Genomic DNA, 16,854 nt, shown 5'->3' with positions numbered 1-16,854 from the left:
GCCCGCCTACGTGGTGTAGTCGCCCGTCGCCTCGGGCTGAAAGAGGATCGCCGCGATCTCCGCGGCGCATGCCTCTCCGTTCGGGGCTTGCCACCTGGCGGTGTCTCCCACCTTCAGGCCGAGCAGGCTGGTTCCGACCGGCGACAGCACCGAGATGAGGCCGGCCGCGGGCCTGGCCTCTTCGGGATAGCTGATGGTCAGCGTCTGCCGCCGACGCGTGTGCGTGTCGACGATCTCGACGCGCGAGCACATCGTCACGATGTTGCCGGGCACGGCCCTCGAGCTGGTCACCTCGGCACAGTCCAGAAGATCCGCAAGGCTGGGCGGCAGGTTGAGCCTGGGCAGCTTGTTCAGACGGGCGAAGTCAAGTTCGGTGAGCGTGCGCTCGCCGTGGATCGTTGCATGCATTGACGCACTCCATTCGTGCGGACCCGTCGATCAACGACGGTGGCCGCGGACGCGCGGGACTGGGGCCCGGCGGTGGATGGTTGCGCTGAAAGGGAAGGAAGAAAGGAAGCGACCGCCGGGCCTAGAAATGTGCGGGCGGTGGCCTGCGGCCCGCCTTCAAGGCCGCGCGTGCACGCGCACACGCCGCTGCGGCAAGCAGCGCCGCGCCGGTGCGGGCGAGGACGAGAGGGGTCGACATGCTGCGTAGTCTATTCAGCGTGTCGTGGCGGGGCAAGCAATGCCCTCAGGGTTCTTGCCAGATTGCCGTGTCCTGCGTCGATGAACGGCCCGGCTCCTCCGATGGCCTGGCCTTCATCGGTTGCGGTCGCCGTCGCGCACGGATTCGATCGCGCCGTTGTAGATGCGTACGATCCCGAAGAACGCACCGGGTCCCCGGTCGTACGTCCACTCCTCCATGGGCACGCATTGATTCGCAAGCATCGCACTGGGGCTGCCCGCACGATAGGGCGTCACAACCCAGCCCAGCTGCAGCATCGGCACGCAGACGCTCTGGCGATAGATCGGCTCGCCGCACTTCTGAAGCAGCGACACAGGCGAGTCCCCCTTGCTCACGAGCGAGCCGTTGCAGCCCATGGATTGGGAGGCTTCAGCGGAGGGCACAAGGATGGCTGTGAATGCCGCGGCCAGCCAGGAGGCCCAGCGGCGAGGACGCAACAACACAGGCCGGGTGCGGGAGCGCTTCATGCGGACCATCGAAGGAATCCTGTGCCCGTCACTGTACTGCTTCCGCGGTCGAGGCGCGTTCATCGGCCGCTCCGAGCCAGGTTCGAAACGTCCGTCGGCTCTCGCGCGGCAAGCCGGCTTGGCTTCCCGCCCGCGGTGCAAGGTCCTGACCGATCATGAGGCGGTGCCCGTCGGGCGTGGCGACCGCGAACTCGCGCATGCCATGTGGCTTGTCTGCCGGCGGCTGCAGGATCAACGCGCCGTGCCGGACGAATTCTTCATGGAGTGCATCGACGTCATCCACATGCAGATATCCGAAATAGCTGTGGTCGCCCGTCGCAGACGGTGGGACGGCGTCCGGGCAATGGCCGATCATGATGCGCACATCTCCTCGCGAAAGAAGCTGCCACCCGGTTCCTTCCGGCCACTGCGCCTCGAAGCCCAGGGCATCCCTGAAGTAGGCGGTGTTTCGTTCGAGATCCGGCACCGCCAGCACGAACGAAAACGGGCGCAGTTGGTTGGCTTGCGACATCGGATGTCCTTTGGGTGTGGTGGTCGGCCCGGCAAATTCTGCCCGACCCGCGGACCACGGCTTCTGGCCGTCGTCCGGCGGGGCGCGAGCCTCTGCGGCGCAAGGCGACGGTCGAGCTTGCAGGCGGCGTCAACGAGGAAGACCTTCTTCATCGCGCCTCTTCCGGGAACTCGGATGTCCGAATCCTGCCGCGCTTCTTCGGACGGCGTGGAGGGCATTCAAGGCGATGCAGGCTTCCCGTCACTTCTTCGTCGGGAGCGACTTGCGCGCGCGGCCCGTCCCTTGCGTCGCCGCGTCAGGCCGCGATGGTCTCGCCCGAAGCTGCCTGCACCGGAATGTGCGCGCGCTCTTCCTTGATGCGGTTGGCCGCGTCCACGAACACCAGCTTGGGCTTGTAGCCCGCCACCTGGTCTTCGGGCACCAGGCCGAACGCCGCGATGATGATCAGGTCGCCCACCGAGGCCCGGCGTGCGGCCGAGCCGTTGACCGAGATGATCCCGGTGCCGCGCTCGCCGCGGATTGCGTAGGTGACGAAGCGCTCGCCGTTGTTGATGTTCCAGATGTGGACCTGTTCGTTCTCGGCCAGGTTGGCGGCATCGAGCAGGTCTTCGTCGATGGCGCAGGAGCCTTCGTAGTGCAGTTCGCAGTCGGTGACGGCAACGCGGTGGATCTTGGACTTGAGCAGGGTGCGGAACATGAGCGGACTCTTTCTCTTTGCGACAAGGTGGTCGGACCGGCGTCCCTCGGTGAGCACGGCGGAACGACGGGTGCCGCACGCGCGGCGGCCGTAGGATAGCCCGATCCTCACCGGGTGAGCTTCGCGGCCCTTGCCTCGCCTGATATATCGGCAAGCTGGCGGCCGGGAATGTTGCGCACCCTTCGCGACGAGGCCGGATTGTTCGCCGATGGTTTCGTGCAAGACACCTCGGCGGTCGTCAACACGATGCAGGCACGCCGGGCCACCGCCTGGGGCGCGCGCCGCGGGCACACCACCATCGCCAATTCGGTGCGCTGCACCTTGCGCGGTTCAAGCGTCGCGTGGTCACGGAGGTGCTCGAAGCGTTCCAGTCGTCAAATAGTCGGAGACCGCGCATGATCGATGCGAGCTGTTCTTGCGGCGGGACACGGTTGTGAGGCCGGGGCCTGGGTGTGCGAGAGAGAACGCACGCGGCAGGTGTGCCGCGCGCGTTTCCACGTGCGGCGAGGTTGGGGCGATGGACCCTCCGTGGCGGGTGTCCTGAGCCATCGGAACCTCCTACGCTGTGGTGGCCCCGTTGGGTAGGCTGGGCCAGCATCAAGGTCGAGAAAGCGCACGTGGCTATCGATTGCGGACGCGCCATCAACCCTGGGCACGTTGAAGCCCAGATGAGCAGCGGCGTGGTGGATGCAATGTCGGTTGCGTTTCGAGCGAAGGTAACGATCAAGGACGGCCGCGCGGAACAGTCAAGCTTTGGCGACTACCAGATTCTGCGCATGGGAGAAGAGCCGCAGGTGATAACCCACATCGTCGAGATCGGCTCGCCGCTCGGTGGTGCGGGCGGGCCCGGCGTACCACCGCTTGCGCCGGCATTGGCAGCAGCTGCCTCGGCCTTGTCTGGCAGGCAGGTGCGTCGGCTGCCCCTTGCTGACGAAGTTCTGGCTTGAGTTGCTGCTGGGTCTTTCGCGATCATCGCCTTTGCTCCGGTGCCGGGGCACTGCGCCAGTGCCAGGGACGCCGCAACGGCCAGTTCGATCGAGGTGCAAATATGCGCGATGCCCAGAAGCCCTCGCACCACGCGGCAATGACCGCGGACGTGATCACGTCGCTCGGAAAGTGCTCGAGCGCGAGAACGCGGCAGGTGCTTGGGATGGCTGCCACCGTCAACAAGCATTTGCGCCAGTTCGGAAACAGGTCGGCGAGGACGAACGCAACGGCAAACGCCGTGAACGCGTGGCTTGACGGAAACGAGTTGAAGGGTGCGCCGGCAAAGGGCGCGGCGAAGCCGTATTGTCCGTTCTCCAGGAGCAGGAAAGGACGGGCCCGAGCGACAACATGCTTGAGAACCAGCGTCAAGAAGCCGCCTGTCAGCAGAGTCAGGAGCATCAGCAGGCTTGCGCGGACCCAATGCTCACAACGGTGTTTCCAGTGCCTCAGCGCCGGCACCGACAACGCAAGAAGGCCTGAGGCGTAGATGCCCAACGCAGCGGTTCCATAGAAGCGGGCGTCGGCGACATCGCTGACCGTGTCGAAGAGGTCGGAGCACTCCGCTGTCAGATGCGCGTGGATGACCCGGATGACCGCGGCGTCCAACCAGACCGCCATGGCGACGCCGCCGCCAAGCAGCGCGCCGATGGACTTCAGGAAACAAGCAGCCGAAGTGTCATTGCGGCCGCTGTCGCCAGGGCTGCTCGTCATCCCGCGAAGCCATCGCTCGGCATCGTTGCTGCGGATGGGGCGGAGGAGGAGGGCGCCGCCGTTTCGGAAAGAAAAACTGAGGACACATGGGCTCCGGTTTGATCGTGTCCGGATGCTCCACCCCCTAGCCTTGCTGCATCCTTACCGGACCTGCCCAGCTCGAAGGTGCGATGCCATTCGCCAGGTAAGCCGAGGGTAAGGCCGATGGGCCGAGCATTCAGGCTTCATCACCATCGGACCTCGTCATGCTGTGTGCCCCTATCGTCCCCGTTCCCTGCGGCCCAAGAGTTTCGCCGTGACGCCAAATGCGCTCGACGGGGCCTTGACCCGCCCGCACCGAAAACCGAAGTCTGCGGCTCAGCCCTTCAGCTCGTCGACATGCGACTGACCGTCAAGCTCTTCGCGAGATTCCGTTGGGCCCGAAGCCTCGGGTCATGGTTGTTCGATACCTGGCTGCTGGACGTCCTGACTGGCCTTGCGCTGATCGCCGTCGCGCTCAAGCTTCAGCGGTTCATTGATGACGGCGCCATCACCTTCTGGTTGCTGCTTTGCTTCGAACACTGAATCCTTGACAGCGCCGAAGCAGCAATCGTCGTTACGGTGCGAATGCGAGCACAAAGTCCGTCCCGGGCGATGCCGCGTGTGCTGTCAATCGCCAGCCGTGCGCCAGTGCGATCTCCCGGCATATGGCGAGGCCCAGTCCCGCGCCTTCGTCGCGCCGGCCCGCGCCCCGCCAGAAGCGATCGAAAATCATCGGCAGATCACCAGTCGGGATACCGGCACCTTCGTCGCGAACCGAGATCCGCCGTGCGTCGGCCCTAAGCCGTACCACGCCATGAGGTGGCGAATGCTGGATCGCGTTCTCCAGGAGATTCTTCAATAGCGTGAAGAGCGCACCTCGGTCAGCCTGCCAGGACAGCGAGTCCGGCTCGACCCGCAAGTCCAGATGCACCTCGCGGCGTGCGGCAAGTCGTTCGAGATAGTCGCCAACTTCGTCAACCAGTGCGGCTGCACCGACAAGGCCGACCTCGTAGTTGCACAACTCCGTCGCCTCGGCCAGGTGCAGAAGTTGACTGACGTGCCGGGCCATCTGATCCACGTCGCGGATCAAGACACCGCGATCGAAGGTGGCATCACTGTCGCCGCCCAGTTCGATCTGCCCACGGATCAACGAGAGCGGTGTCTTGAGCTCGTGCGCAGCCGCCGCAAGAAAATCCTGCTGCGCGACGTAACCGCTTTCCAGGCGGTCGAGCGCGCGATTGAAGGCCTCGACCAGCGGCATCATCTCCGAGGGCAGTCCTTGCACGCTCAAGCGGGCGTCGAGCGTGCGCGGCGTGATGCGTGCGGCACTCTCGGACGCTATCCGCAGCGGCCTGAGCATGCGGCCCAATGTGAAATGCATGGCCACGGCGAACACCAGGACCGACGCGAGGCACGCAAGCAGAATGCCTTGCCCGAGGGCTGGCAGACCGACGCTGCGGTCCATGACCTCGATCAGGCGCTGGCTCACCGCCACCTGCACATACCATCGCTGCCCCTCGTGATCGAGGCTATGTGTCGCGGCACGCACCGCAAGGCCGTCTGAAACCGAATCGAACGTATGGTCACGCGGCTCGAAGCCCTTGCCTTCCTCGAGCAGCGCTAGAGCGTTCTGCATTGCCGGCATCACGACGTCGCCGGCCGCGTCGAGTACGCGAACGGATGTCTCTTTCCCCATGCCTGAATACAACCAGGTCGCGAGTTCCGATTCGTTTAATCCGGTCGGGCGTCCTGTCGCATCGAATTGCAGCTGCCGCCCGATCAACCGCGCATGGGTGGAGATTCCTTCATTCAAGGTGTTCCCGCGCAGAAGCAGCGTGGCAGCACTCACGACCACGATCACCACGATGCAGACCAGGATGCCGGCCACGTACGTCGCCAGCAGCCGTGTGCCGAGGCTATGTGGCCAGCGAAGCTTCACGAAGCGCATAGCCACGTCCCCTTACAGTGATGATCTGCAGCGCCGAGCCCACGGCCTGCAGCTTTCTACGCAGGCGATGCAGCGCCACATCGAGGGCATTGGGCGTGACAGCCTCCGAAAGTCCCCACGCGGCAGATTCGAGTGCGCTGCGGCGCACAGTCTGGCCGCCGCTGCGCACAAGGCAAAGCATGATCTGAAGCTCGGCGGCCGCGAGCGTGACGGCATCGCAGTTGCAGGTCAGCGTTCCGCTCTCGGGGTGTACGCAGATGTCGGCATACACAGGCGACAGGCTCAGCAGTTGGGCCGGGCGCCGCAGCAGCGCGCGCACGCGCGCGACGAGTTCTTCCATCGGAAAGGGCTTGACCAGGTAGTCGTCGGCGCCCGACTCCAGGCCATCGACGCGGTCATGCAGGGCATCCCGCGCCGTCAGCATCAGGCACGGCGTACGCGTGCCGACTGCGCGCAGCCGCCGCACCAGTTCGAGGCCATCGCCATCGGGCAGCCCGCGATCGATCACAAACGCTGCATACGGCGTCCGGCGCAGCGCGTGCCAGGCGACATCGATGCGCCCGAACACATCGGCCTCGATGCCCGCGCCGAGAAGCGCCTTGCACACCAAGGTGGCCATGCGATCGTGGTCCTCGATCAGCGCGATGCGATTCATGCGGCCGGCGTTGCGTCAAAAACGATAGAGATAGCCCACGGAGAGCGAGGTCTGGCTCGATCGGTCGACCAGCGGGCTGTTCTTGATCTGCTTGCCCAGTTGCGTGGCGCTGACGTCGACAAACACCGCCTGGTGAGAATCGATCGTGTAGCCCACACGCAGTCCGATCTCCGTGTTGACGGTCGAAGCGCCCAGGTATGCGGGACGTCCAGGGAGGCTCTCTTCGGTGCGCACGCCGTAGTAATAGTCGACGTATTTTTTATCCAGCCAGTTGGCGGCCACCCGTGGGGTCACCGTGAAACTGCCCGCGCGAAAATCGCGCTGCACGCCGAGCCGAAACTGCTGGCCCTTGCTCTTGCCCGAGGCATCGCCGAGCCATTCGGCCGAGACGTCGGCGATCTCGTTGTGCCAGGTGACGCCGGCGCCGAGCCACACGCTGCCCTTGCGTTCCTGCATTCCCCCAGAATGGATGCATCGCTCGGCTCGTAGCCTCCCAGGCCGTACTTGGCGCGCAGACCGAAGGACAAGGATGAGTTGGCGCCCAGCTCGACCTCCGGCAGCTTGAGTTCCGCACCCGCACCAAGCACTCGCACATAGCGGTTTTCATAGAAAATGAGTGGAATGCCCTGGGTCTTTGTGCCCGCGCCGGTGTACGGCTGCTGCTTGACGCCGGCGGCAATGCCGATGCCCCAGCGAGAGGCATCGGCCGACAGCCGAGGCTGCGACCCGGCGGCGGCCGGAGGTTGATCGAGGCTGCCTTCCTGCGCCCACGTGGCAGGCGAAGTAAGCAGCGTCAGCGAAGCACTGAAAAGCAATGGGGGGAAAGCGAAGAGGATACGAGTCGACGAAGCACGCGGCATGGCGGAGCCAATCAGGGTTGTGAGGGAGCTCCGATCGTCGATGCACTGGTCTTACCGAATTCTTACCGGGGTCGGCCGCGCGCCGATGCTGCTCGTATGCCGCTACCTTCCAAAGCGCGCAGACCCACAGCTGGACCGAGGAGACGCCAGATTCATCCTTGGTCAGCGCCGTAGCCATGGATGTCGTGAATGAGTTTGGCTTCGTACATGCGGTCGAGGTCTTGCTCTTCGTGGCTGAACACGACGCGACTGCGCTCCGATGTCATGTAAGCCATCAGGTACATCACCGTCTTGCCCACGTCCTTGCTGACGAGACGTGCTACGCACAGCAACGGCGAACCGACTTCCACATGCAAGCTCGCCGCCACGTGAGGATCCGCGGCGACAGCGGAAATCTCCTCGGTCACGTATCGAAACCGTACGCCCTCTGACAACAGCATCTCGGTGATCGAGCGTCTCTCGAGCGTGTCATTCTTGATGGAGCCTGCGTACTCCGGCATCACCCAGGAGTCGATGAAGAGCAGGGGAACACCGGATATGGAGCGAAGACGGCTGGCGTACATCACCTGCGCATCCTCGGCCAGCCCCATGGCCGCTGCGACCAGGGGCGGCGGCGAGCACTTCGATACCTCGAGGACGGTGACCTTCGTCTGCTTTGACCGTTTCGCCAGGGACTCCGTGAATGTGGAGCCGGTGCGGTTCTGAGGCTTGGCCGCTGTTTGCTTGACGAAGGTGCCTCGTCCGAGGCGCTTCTCCAGCCATCCTTCTTCCACCAGATCCGCTACCGCGCGCCGCACCGTGATGCGCGAGACACCAAAGGACTGGCATAGCTGGTCCTCGTTGGGTATCGGGTCGCCTTCCCTGTAGACGCCCCGCCTGATCTGTTCCCGAAGAGCCAGGAACAGCTGGCGATGCAAGAGGTCACCGCGTTCGCGGCGAAGGATCACTGACATTGTGTCTTCTCGACTCATCTCGTGGCTGGAGGTTGCATTGTCGGCGAGGTCCGTCGCGCGTCCCAACAAGGTCGTGCGTGAACACCAGGGGATGCGTGCCCCCGGGGATGGACCGGTGGAGCGGGTTTTCACTGACATGTAATTATGACATCATGCTTGCATAATCACCCCACCGATTTGCAAGCGGCCCGGGCGCCTGACATTCGGCCAAAAAAACCAATTCATCCGCCTGAGGAGACACTGTGAAGAACGCAACGATGAGGCGCCGCATTGCGGTTGCAGGGGGCGCTACGCTTGCCGTGAGTGGCATTGCTTTTGCGCAGACGGGCAGCGTTCAGATCTATGGTCGGATCTCTGCCGGCATCTCGCACAAGTCCGGTCAGACCGGCGCCACGACCGAGGTCAGCAACTACTTGCTGAACGGGTCCTACCTGGGGTTTCGTGGCAGCGAGGACCTCGGCGGTGGCCTTAGAGCGATCTTCCGTCTCGAAACCAACGTTGACACGGACACCGGAGAGGTGGGTTCCCGAGGGAAGTTCTGGCATCGCGAATCGACCGTCGGCCTTGCCAACGAGGCGTTCACGCTGACGTTCGGTCGCCAGTTCCATGCCTCCACGGACCGTGTCACGCGAAGCCTGGATGTCTTCAGCGTGAGTGGGGCGAGCCTGCACGTCACGCCGCTGGCGCTTTTTGGCGTCAACAAGTTTGCAGGCAACGATTCGCGCAGCGACGACGTCATCAAGGTCCGCTGGGACGGCCCGGCGGGAATTACGGCGGCGTTGAGTGCCGCGCCGAATGAAGGCTCCGGCCGAAGCATGGCTTTCGACCTGGCCCGGATCACGAATGCCTACACCATTGCCCTCTACGGCGTGACCTTCAAGTCGCCGACGCTTGCGGCAACGGGTCAATATCCCGAACACACGGTCCTCGGCGCGGGCGGCCAGCTTCGCCTGGGCCGCAGTGCGAGGCTCTACCTGAATGTGGCGAGGGCCACGCTCGACGGTGCTGCCAGGGGGCGGCCGGAACAGGCCAACACGCTGATCACACCGGGCTTGCGGTATGACATGGCTCCGTTCATCTTCAAGTTCTCGTACACGCTGGACCGCGGCAAGAACATCAACAACGTGGCGGGCCGCGACGGCAAGAAGAAGACCGCGATTGCCGCCGTCGACTATCAACTCTCCCGGCGCACGGCACTGAGCTTTTCGCTCTTCAGCAACGCCTTCTCGGATGGCTACAGGCTCGACCCCGTCAACATCGCCGGACTGAGCCGGGACCCGACGCGTTCTTCCACTTCCGGCTATGCCATCGGAGTCCGTCACGACTTCTGAGTTCCTTCGTTCAACCTGAGCGGGCAGAGCCGCGCAGGTCGACACGACCTTCCAATCGTTTGAAAAGAAAGACAGTCATGGCCCTGCAAGGCAGTGTGAAGGTGATGGTTCCCTGCGGATCCCTGGGGTCCGGGGTCCGCGAGAGCGAAATCGAGTACGGGCTGGCCAAAGGCGCCGACGTCATTGCAACGGATGCCGGCTCCACCGACAGCGGCGCGGCCTATCTTGCGCTGGGCAAATCCAAGAACAACCGCGGAGCGGTCAAGCGTGACCTGGGCATCCTGCTGCGCGCTCATGCCAAGACCGGCATTCCGATCATCGTCGGCACGGCGGGCCAGGCGGGCGGAGACCTCAACGTCGACTGGACCCGTGACATCCTCCTGGAACTCGCGCGGGAGCTTGGCATCGCGCCGAAGATCGCGCTGCTGTACTCCGAACAGGAGAAGGCGAGCCTCAAGGCATTCAACCGGCAAGGCAAGGTGCGGCCATTGCCGCCGCTGGGCCCGCTGGAAGACTCGGCCATCGACGCCTGCGAGCACATCGTCGGCCTGATGGGCGTGGAGCCCTTCATTGCCGCGCTCGAGGCCGGCGCGGACATCGTCATCGGCGGGAGGTCCACCGACACGGCCGTCCTGGCCAGCTATCCGATCTGGAAGGGCGCGCCGTGGGGAGCTTCGTGGCACGCGGGAAAGATTGCCGAATGCGGCGCCCAGTGCTGTCTCAACCCAGCTGACGGCGCAGGGGTTCTGCTGACAATTGATGAGAGGGGCTTCGAGGTCGAGCCCTTGTCCACGACCAACCGCTGTACGCCGCACAGCGTGTCCAAGCACATGCTGTATGAAAACAGCGACCCTCACTTTCTCCACGAACCGGGTGGGGTTCTTGACGTCACCGGCGCAGTGTACGTAGAGCACGGCGAGCGTGCCGTCCGAGTGGAAGGCGCCAAGTGGGTGACGCAGCCCTACACGATGAAGCTCGAAGGCGCGGCCGCTGGAAACTACCAGACGCTGATGCTCATCGGCATCCAGGATCCCGACGTTCTCAACAATGTCAACGCGTTCCACGACCGCCTGCTGGAGGCACTCTACGAACGCACCCGCAAGTCGATTCCGGCGGAGGAGCTCGGTGAATTCCACATCTCGCTTCGCATGTATGGCTGGAACGCCGTGACGGGCGATGTGCCGGTGAACGTTCCGCCGCCGCGGGAAATCGGCGTGCTGCTGGTTGCCACGGCCGGCACCCAGGAACTGGCCAACGCGATTGCTCATGCATGCAACCCCTACTTCTTCCACTACCCGATGGTGATGAACAAGGAGCTGCCGAGCTACGGCTTCGCCTTCAGCCCGGCAGACGTTCCGCGCGGCCAGGTCTTCGAATTCAAGCTCAACCATGTTGTTGCCATCGACGACCCGCTGTCGCTGGTTCGCATGGTCTGGGCGGACGGTACGGATCGAAAAACCATCGCGGCCGCAACGGAACCCGGAAGGAACTGAGTCATGCCCAAGCTTCGTGAAGTCTGTCACCACATCCGCTCCAAGGTCGCCGGCCCGTTCTGGGTCACGGTGGATCTCTTCTTCGATGGGGAGGAAAAGTACCGGAAGTACCGCGACTGCGAAGAGCTGTCCGCGGACCTCTTCCATCGGCTGTATGGCGTGGACCCGAACCTGGTCAAGCGCATTCCGGTCGACTCGCTGCATGTCCTGAAGATCTCTTTTCCGCGAGCCAGCCCTCAAGGCGGAATGGTCGAGCGCGACATGCATTCGGGCCAGCAATACGTGCGACTGCTCGATATCGAGCTCAGGTAGACGGTCGGCCTGGAGGCCTGCCGCTCGAAGAGGTGATCCGCGTTGAACAAGAAAGCAGGAGACAGAAGATGACCCCACACCACGTGCTGCAAAGGCGGACATTCGTTGCGGCTGCGCTCGGCAGCGCCATGCTGGGCTCGGCCTGGGGTTCAAGGTATCCCGACAAGCCCATCAAGCTGGTCCTGCCGGTCTCGCCGGGCTCCGCCATCGACGCGACCGCACGGCGCCTCGGCCCCGTGCTGGAAGGCCCGCTGGGCCAGGCGCTGGTCGTCGAGAACAAGCCGGGTTCCGCGGGCTTGATCGCGACCGCGCAGCTGGTCCGCAGTGCCGCCGACGGCTACACGCTGGCCATCGTGGCCTCGACCCATTGCATCACGCCGCATCTCTACAAGGCCAGCTTCCATCCTGTCCAGGACGTGCAGCCCGTCGTCGCACTCACCTCGGGTCCGCTGATCCTCGTCGTGCATGCGAGCCTGCCCGCCAGGGACGTCCAGCAGTTCGTCTCGTATGCCCGGTCGCTCCCGGAGAAGCAGTCGGTCGCGATGGGCAACCCCGGCAACGGTACGCCGCTGCACATCGCGAGCGCCCTGATGGCGCTGAAGGGCGGGTTCAAGGCGCTCCATGTCGCATACAAAGGCATCGGCGCGTACTCGACGGACCTGGCCGGAGGCCAGGTCATGGCCGGGTTCCTTCCGTGGGTGGCAGCGGCTCCGCTGATCAAGGCCGGGCAGGTCAGGGCGCTGGGCGTCAGCACGCTCAAGCGGCTGTCGGCAATGCCCGAGGTGCCTACGCTGGCGGAGTCCGGCCTTCCAGGCTTCGAGGTCGATGGCTGGTTGGCACTGATCGCGCCGAAGGGAACGCCGACGGCCATCGTCCAGCGCCTCAATGCCGAATTCAACAACGCGCTTCGCGCGCCGGAGTTCGAGCGGTTTGTCGCCGACAGCGGCGGTGCCGTCATCGGAGGCACGGTCACGGACTGCGAGAGCCTGTTCCAGCGCGACTTCACCGAATACGGCCGGCTGATCGCCCAAGCCGGCATCAAGGCCGATTGAGCGCTGCGACATCCGCACCGACTGCTGCAAGCGCGTTCGCGACGATCCATGCCACCCAAGACAATCCTCCAATGGACGCTGCTGATGGCGGGCGCCGGCGCGTCCGTGGTGCTGTTGCGCGCACTGCATGTTCCCGGTGCGGTGCTGTTGGGGCCGATGCTCGTGGCCATCGGTTTCGCGTTGAGCGGCGCGGGCCTGGAACTGAAGCCCGGCATCTTCCTGCCCGTTCAAGCGGTGCTCGGCTGCATGGTCGCCTCTGTCGTCAGCCGGGACCTGTTGCAGCTGATTGCGGACCACTGGGCGGTGGTACTGGCAGTGAACGTCCTGAGCGTTGTTGCTGCAGGTATCGTCGCCGTGGTGTTCACGCACCGTGGCTGGCTCCCGGGACAGTCCGCGATATGGGGGCTGTCCCCGGGTGCGGCCTCGACCATGATGATGTTGGGAGAACGGCACGGGGCAGACCCGCGCGTGATCGCCCTGATGCAGCACCTTCGCATCGTCTTCGTGACGCTGACGGCCGTCGCGGTCGCGGGGCTTGTCGGGACGAGTGGCGAGCCCGCCGCTTCGCCGCCGGCGACCGTGTTCCTCTCCGGTGCGGTGTCTGCCGATGTGATCGCGGTGCTGGCCGTGCTGATCGCCGCAGGTGTTGCGGTCGCCATCGCAACCAAGTGGCGGCAGGCGGCGTTCTGGTTGCCCCTCGTCGTGGGCAGCGGAACGCAGCTGGCACAGCTGAGCAGCGTGCAGATTCCCGCGGCAGTCGCGGCGGTGGCGTTCGCCGTCGGCGGCTGCTATGCGGGGCTGCGCTTCAACAAGAAGGTGCTGCTCGACAGCCTCCACCTGATGCCGGCGATGCTGCTCGGAATCCTTCTGATGACGGGCTCGTGCATCGCGCTGATGTGGCCGATCCTTCGCTCGTTCGAAGGCGTCGATGCGCTCACGGCCTTCCTCGCCATCATGCCCGGCGGCATCGATGCCGCCGTGGCGGTGGCTCACGGCATGCATGCCTGCGTGCCGGTGATTCTCGCCGTGCAGGTGATGCGGCTCATCGTCGTCACGATCCTCGCGCCGCAGATGGCGCGGCTCGTGGCCAGATATTGCGAACCCAGGTAAATCAGATGAAGAACGAGCAACAGCACCTCTACCCCAGCGGCGTGCGCAGCGACATCGACGTCGCGCCATACAGCTCCCTCGTGGAGCTCATGGATGTCGCGTTCGCGAGGCACGTCCATTCGAAGGCATACACCTTCATGGGGCGGTCCTTCACCTTCGGGCAGGTGGATGCATGGTCCGGGGCATTCGGCGCCTATCTGCAGTCCATCGGCCTGGCGCGAGGCGACCGCGTGGCCCTGATGATGCCCAACGTGCCGCAGTACCCGATTGCCGTCGCGGCGGTCCTGCGCGCGGGGCTGGTGGTGGTGAATGTCAATCCGCTGTACACGCCGCGCGAGCTCGAGCATCAACTGGTCGACTCGGGCGCGAAGGCCATCGTCATCCTCGAGAACTTCGCGGCCACTCTCCAGGCGTTCATTGCGCGCACCGACGTCAAGCACACGGTCGTCGCGACCCTGGGCGACCTGCTCGGCCTCAAGGGCCTGCTGGTCAATCAGGTGGTGCGCAAGGTGAAGAAGCTGGTGCCACGGTTCACCTTGCCGAACCCGGTCGGCTTCCGCTCGACGCTCGCCGCAGGGCGGAAACGTCAACTGCGGCGCGTTACGCCGTTGCCCGATGAACTGGCCGTTCTGCAATACACGGGCGGTACCACCGGCGTCAGCAAAGGCGCCATGCTTCTGCAGCGCAACCTCGTCGCCAACATCCTGCAGTCGGCCGAATGGTACGTCCCGGCCCTCGAGAAGGTTCCTCCGCGGGAGCAACTGACTTTCGTATGCGCGCTGCCCATCTACCACGTGTTCGGCTTCACCGCCTGCGTGATGCTCGGGCTGCACATGGGTGCCAGGAACATCCTGATTCCCAATCCGCGCGACCTGAAGGCCGTGTTCAAGGAGTTGCAGGGCATGACGTTCCACAGCTTCCCGGCAGTCAACACGCTGTTCGCCGCGATGGCGAACCATCCCGGCTTCGACACGGTGAACTGGCGCAATCTGGTCCTTTCCGTCGGTGGGGGCGCTGCCGTTCAAAGTGGAGTCGCAGCGTTGTGGCTGGAGAAGACGGGCTGCCCGATCTGCGAAGGCTATGGCCTGTCCGAGACCAGTCCGTCGGTCACCTGCAATCCGGTCGACAGCGCCTCCTACACGGGAAGCATCGGTTTGCCGCTGCCCAACACGCAGATCGCACTGATCGACGACAGCGGCGCACCGGTTGCCCCGGGGCAGCCTGGCGAGATCGCGGTGCGCGGACCCCAGGTCATGGCCGGCTACTGGCGGCGTGCCGATGAAACCGAAAAGTGCATGACCCCTGACGGCTTCTTCCGTACCGGCGACATCGGCATCCGGACGGACAGTGGCCACTACAAGATCGTCGATCGCAAGAAGGACATGATTCTCGTCAGTGGCTTCAACGTCTATCCCAACGAGATCGAAGACGTCGTTTCCAGGATCCCGGGCGTCCTGGAATGCGCCGTGGTGGGAGTGCCGGATCCAGGCACTGCGGAGGCCGTGAAGCTCGTGGTGGTGAAGAAGGCGGATGGGCCGAGCGAGGGAGCCATCCGACGCCACTGCCAGGAAAACCTGACGGCCTACAAGCGACCCAAGCTAGTGGAGTTCCGCACCGAGCTTCCCAAGTCCTCGGTCGGAAAAATCCTTCGCCGCGAGTTGCGAGCCGCGCCCACCTAGTCCCAAGCACCACTCGAAAGAACCCTCGCTGGACTTGGTCCCGGGGGGGAGACGACCGTGTCTGGAATCCCGTCTTTGCCACTAGGTGGCCGCGCCCGTGAAGCGAAAAGGTATCAAGCAATGGCCATCCGGAATCCTGAAATCAACCGCTTCAACAAGAAGGCCGCGTTCTTTGTGGCGCTGGCGATGTTCGCCCAAGAGTCGGTCTGGAACTTCTACGACGCGCAGGTTCCCGCCTCGCTCAGGCAGTACATCAGCAGTGCGGCTGTGATCGGCCTGCTGATGGGCGTGGACAACCTGCTGGGGATCTTCGTTCAGCCCTGGATGGCGCACATGTCCGACCAGCACAAGGCCAAGGGCGGCAGCCGGTTCCGCTTCCTGCTCATCGGTGCGCCCGTGGCCGCGGTGCTCTTTGCGCTCATCCCGTGGGCGATCTCGTTCGAGATGCTGCTGGTCGCGATGATCGGCTTCGCGTTCGTGGCGAACGGGTTCAAATCCATCACGGAGTCGCTCACGGCCGACTACCAGGCGCCGAACCATCGGAGCAAGGGCAACGCGGTGGCTCGGATCGGCGTGGCGCTGACCATCCTTGCGTCCGCCGCCATCAGCTTCATCGTGGTGGACAAGGATTTGCGGCTTGCATTCTTCATTCCAGCACTGCTCCTGGTCATCGGCATGTACGTCGCATGCAGGGCGCTGTCCTCCCAAGAGGCGCATCGTCCGGTAGATCGCGCCGACGACCACGCGCAGCTCAACCTGAAAGACCTGGTCCTGGATGTCTTCACTTCGCCCGACAGGCGCCGGCTGCTGCTCCTGCTGGCCGTGTTCGGTGCGAATGGCACCTGGACGGCGATTCGGTCCCAGCTGACCCCCTATGTGATGGAGGTGCTCGAATTGACGCGCGGCACCGCGGGATCCATTGGCTTCCCGGCGGGGATCGCGTTCCTGGTGGCCGCAATTCCGGTGGCGATCATTGCCGACCGGACGAACCGTGCCGTGGTCTGCATGCTCGGCATGATCGTCGTCGCTCTCGGCTGCGTGGCCGTCTTCTTCGCGACGAGCACAGTCCAGGTCGCGGCGGCCATGGCCCTGGTTGCCGTCGGATGGGCCGCCTTCGCGATCAATGCAGTCGCGATCCTCTGGAGCATCGCGCCCAACCAAGCGTACCTGGGCACCTACACGGGCATGTACTGGACCGCCGCGGCCATCGGCCAGACACTGATGCCGGCCTTCCTCGGCCTGCTGGTCGACCTGACGGCATGGCGCTACATGATGTTGCATGCCGCTATGCTGTCCTGCCTGTCCGCGCTGCTGATGCTGAAGGTGGTGCGCGGCGCGGCCCCCCGGCCGCGCGAACAGCCGGAGGGCGTCTGAGCCTTGCC

At 64.5% G+C, this 16,854-nt stretch carries 18 protein-coding genes; 9 read left to right on the top strand and 9 right to left on the bottom strand.

What is annotated here, in order from left to right; genetic code table 11:
* Positions 1 to 6 precede the first annotated feature (6 nt).
* From FB547_RS28920 to panD, 4 genes are all read right to left on the bottom strand, one after another.
* A complete protein-coding gene (locus tag FB547_RS28920; RefSeq protein WP_145747063.1) occupies positions 7 to 408 on the bottom strand; it encodes a GreA/GreB family elongation factor in 402 nt (133 codons plus the stop codon).
* 351 nt (positions 409 to 759) lie between these two features.
* Complete coding sequence (locus FB547_RS28915) at positions 760 to 1,152, bottom strand: DUF2845 domain-containing protein (RefSeq protein ID WP_261380445.1); 393 nt, start codon at positions 1,150 to 1,152, stop codon at positions 760 to 762.
* A gap of 28 nt (positions 1,153 to 1,180) precedes the next feature.
* Entirely contained in the window at positions 1,181 to 1,663 is a 483-nt protein-coding gene (locus FB547_RS28910) for a VOC family protein (RefSeq protein ID WP_261380444.1), read from the bottom strand.
* Positions 1,664 to 1,958: 295 nt separating this feature from the next.
* The gene (gene panD, locus FB547_RS28905; protein ID WP_145747062.1) at positions 1,959 to 2,360 is read right to left on the bottom strand and encodes an aspartate 1-decarboxylase; all 402 of its coding nucleotides are present in this window, start codon (positions 2,358 to 2,360) and stop codon (positions 1,959 to 1,961) included.
* A gap of 452 nt (positions 2,361 to 2,812) precedes the next feature.
* On the opposite strand from panD, the gene FB547_RS28900 reads away from it, so the two are divergent.
* A complete protein-coding gene (locus FB547_RS28900; protein WP_315899346.1) occupies positions 2,813 to 3,307 on the top strand; it encodes a molybdopterin cofactor-binding domain-containing protein in 495 nt (164 codons plus the stop codon).
* Positions 3,308 to 3,329: 22 nt separating this feature from the next.
* Here FB547_RS28900 and FB547_RS28895 read toward each other — a convergent pair whose 3' ends face one another.
* The gene (locus FB547_RS28895; protein WP_145747060.1) at positions 3,330 to 4,058 is read right to left on the bottom strand and encodes a phosphatase PAP2 family protein; all 729 of its coding nucleotides are present in this window, start codon (positions 4,056 to 4,058) and stop codon (positions 3,330 to 3,332) included.
* Between the two features lie 378 nt (positions 4,059 to 4,436).
* Here FB547_RS28895 and FB547_RS28890 point away from each other — a divergent pair, with 378 nt between their 5' ends.
* Positions 4,437 to 4,622 (top strand): hypothetical protein, encoded by a 186-nt coding sequence (locus FB547_RS28890; protein ID WP_145747059.1) that lies wholly within the window; start codon positions 4,437 to 4,439, stop codon positions 4,620 to 4,622.
* Between the two features lie 31 nt (positions 4,623 to 4,653).
* Here FB547_RS28890 and FB547_RS28885 read toward each other — a convergent pair whose 3' ends face one another.
* The 4 genes from FB547_RS28885 to FB547_RS28870 form a co-directional block, all read right to left on the bottom strand.
* Positions 4,654 to 6,027, bottom strand: coding sequence for an ATP-binding protein (locus FB547_RS28885; RefSeq protein ID WP_145747058.1), 1,374 nt, complete (start codon positions 6,025 to 6,027; stop codon positions 4,654 to 4,656).
* The gene (locus FB547_RS28880; protein WP_145747057.1) at positions 5,996 to 6,682 is read right to left on the bottom strand and encodes a response regulator transcription factor; all 687 of its coding nucleotides are present in this window, start codon (positions 6,680 to 6,682) and stop codon (positions 5,996 to 5,998) included. Before FB547_RS28880 ends, FB547_RS28885 begins: the two co-directional genes overlap by 32 nt.
* A gap of 15 nt (positions 6,683 to 6,697) precedes the next feature.
* Positions 6,698 to 7,138 carry a MipA/OmpV family protein gene (locus FB547_RS28875; RefSeq protein ID WP_145747056.1) on the bottom strand — a complete coding sequence of 147 codons (441 nt, stop codon included), beginning with the start codon at positions 7,136 to 7,138 and terminating at the stop codon, positions 6,698 to 6,700.
* A 556-nt stretch (positions 7,139 to 7,694) separates the two neighbouring features.
* Positions 7,695 to 8,495: a GntR family transcriptional regulator gene (locus FB547_RS28870; protein WP_186454280.1), complete on the bottom strand. Its 801-nt coding sequence runs from the start codon at positions 8,493 to 8,495 to the stop codon at positions 7,695 to 7,697.
* A 242-nt stretch (positions 8,496 to 8,737) separates the two neighbouring features.
* Between FB547_RS28870 and FB547_RS28865 the strand changes: the two genes are divergently transcribed.
* The 7 genes from FB547_RS28865 to FB547_RS28835 all read left to right on the top strand — a co-directional run bounded on the left by FB547_RS28865 (position 8,738) and on the right by FB547_RS28835 (position 16,846).
* A complete protein-coding gene (locus FB547_RS28865; protein WP_145747054.1) occupies positions 8,738 to 9,826 on the top strand; it encodes a porin in 1,089 nt (362 codons plus the stop codon).
* Between the two features lie 77 nt (positions 9,827 to 9,903).
* Positions 9,904 to 11,319 carry an acyclic terpene utilization AtuA family protein gene (locus FB547_RS28860; RefSeq protein WP_145747053.1) on the top strand — a complete coding sequence of 472 codons (1,416 nt, stop codon included), beginning with the start codon at positions 9,904 to 9,906 and terminating at the stop codon, positions 11,317 to 11,319.
* 3 nt (positions 11,320 to 11,322) lie between these two features.
* Positions 11,323 to 11,631: a DUF4387 domain-containing protein gene (locus FB547_RS28855; RefSeq protein ID WP_145747052.1), complete on the top strand. Its 309-nt coding sequence runs from the start codon at positions 11,323 to 11,325 to the stop codon at positions 11,629 to 11,631.
* Positions 11,632 to 11,699: 68 nt separating this feature from the next.
* Positions 11,700 to 12,683 (top strand): Bug family tripartite tricarboxylate transporter substrate binding protein, encoded by a 984-nt coding sequence (locus tag FB547_RS28850; protein WP_145747051.1) that lies wholly within the window; start codon positions 11,700 to 11,702, stop codon positions 12,681 to 12,683.
* Between the two features lie 48 nt (positions 12,684 to 12,731).
* Positions 12,732 to 13,793: an AbrB family transcriptional regulator gene (locus tag FB547_RS28845; protein WP_145747050.1), complete on the top strand. Its 1,062-nt coding sequence runs from the start codon at positions 12,732 to 12,734 to the stop codon at positions 13,791 to 13,793.
* A 5-nt stretch (positions 13,794 to 13,798) separates the two neighbouring features.
* The gene (locus tag FB547_RS28840; RefSeq protein ID WP_145747049.1) at positions 13,799 to 15,472 is read left to right on the top strand and encodes an AMP-binding protein; all 1,674 of its coding nucleotides are present in this window, start codon (positions 13,799 to 13,801) and stop codon (positions 15,470 to 15,472) included.
* A gap of 57 nt (positions 15,473 to 15,529) precedes the next feature.
* Positions 15,530 to 16,846 carry an MFS transporter gene (locus tag FB547_RS28835; RefSeq protein WP_145747048.1) on the top strand — a complete coding sequence of 439 codons (1,317 nt, stop codon included), beginning with the start codon at positions 15,530 to 15,532 and terminating at the stop codon, positions 16,844 to 16,846.
* Positions 16,847 to 16,854 lie beyond the last annotated feature (8 nt).

The sequence above is a fragment of the Variovorax beijingensis genome, from assembly GCF_007828835.1.
Taxonomy (GTDB): domain Bacteria; phylum Pseudomonadota; class Gammaproteobacteria; order Burkholderiales; family Burkholderiaceae_C; genus Variovorax; species Variovorax beijingensis_A.
This window is presented reverse-complemented; position numbering and strand designations above follow the sequence as displayed.

Coding starts and splice junctions, on each gene's coding strand:
- FB547_RS28885 (WP_145747058.1), bottom strand. CDS start 6,027: ATGCGCTTCGTGAAGCTTCGCTGGCCACATAGCCTCGGCACACGGCTG.
- FB547_RS28840 (WP_145747049.1), top strand. CDS start 13,799: ATGAAGAACGAGCAACAGCACCTCTACCCCAGCGGCGTGCGCAGCGAC.
- FB547_RS28845 (WP_145747050.1), top strand. CDS start 12,732: ATGCCACCCAAGACAATCCTCCAATGGACGCTGCTGATGGCGGGCGCC.
- FB547_RS28875 (WP_145747056.1), bottom strand. CDS start 7,138: ATGCAGGAACGCAAGGGCAGCGTGTGGCTCGGCGCCGGCGTCACCTGG.
- FB547_RS28895 (WP_145747060.1), bottom strand. CDS start 4,058: ATGACGAGCAGCCCTGGCGACAGCGGCCGCAATGACACTTCGGCTGCT.
- FB547_RS28880 (WP_145747057.1), bottom strand. CDS start 6,682: ATGAATCGCATCGCGCTGATCGAGGACCACGATCGCATGGCCACCTTG.
- FB547_RS28855 (WP_145747052.1), top strand. CDS start 11,323: ATGCCCAAGCTTCGTGAAGTCTGTCACCACATCCGCTCCAAGGTCGCC.
- FB547_RS28890 (WP_145747059.1), top strand. CDS start 4,437: ATGCGACTGACCGTCAAGCTCTTCGCGAGATTCCGTTGGGCCCGAAGC.
- FB547_RS28870 (WP_186454280.1), bottom strand. CDS start 8,495: ATGTCAGTGATCCTTCGCCGCGAACGCGGTGACCTCTTGCATCGCCAG.
- FB547_RS28910 (WP_261380444.1), bottom strand. CDS start 1,663: ATGTCGCAAGCCAACCAACTGCGCCCGTTTTCGTTCGTGCTGGCGGTG.
- panD (WP_145747062.1), bottom strand. CDS start 2,360: ATGTTCCGCACCCTGCTCAAGTCCAAGATCCACCGCGTTGCCGTCACC.
- FB547_RS28860 (WP_145747053.1), top strand. CDS start 9,904: ATGGCCCTGCAAGGCAGTGTGAAGGTGATGGTTCCCTGCGGATCCCTG.
- FB547_RS28850 (WP_145747051.1), top strand. CDS start 11,700: ATGACCCCACACCACGTGCTGCAAAGGCGGACATTCGTTGCGGCTGCG.
- FB547_RS28920 (WP_145747063.1), bottom strand. CDS start 408: ATGCATGCAACGATCCACGGCGAGCGCACGCTCACCGAACTTGACTTC.
- FB547_RS28915 (WP_261380445.1), bottom strand. CDS start 1,152: ATGAAGCGCTCCCGCACCCGGCCTGTGTTGTTGCGTCCTCGCCGCTGG.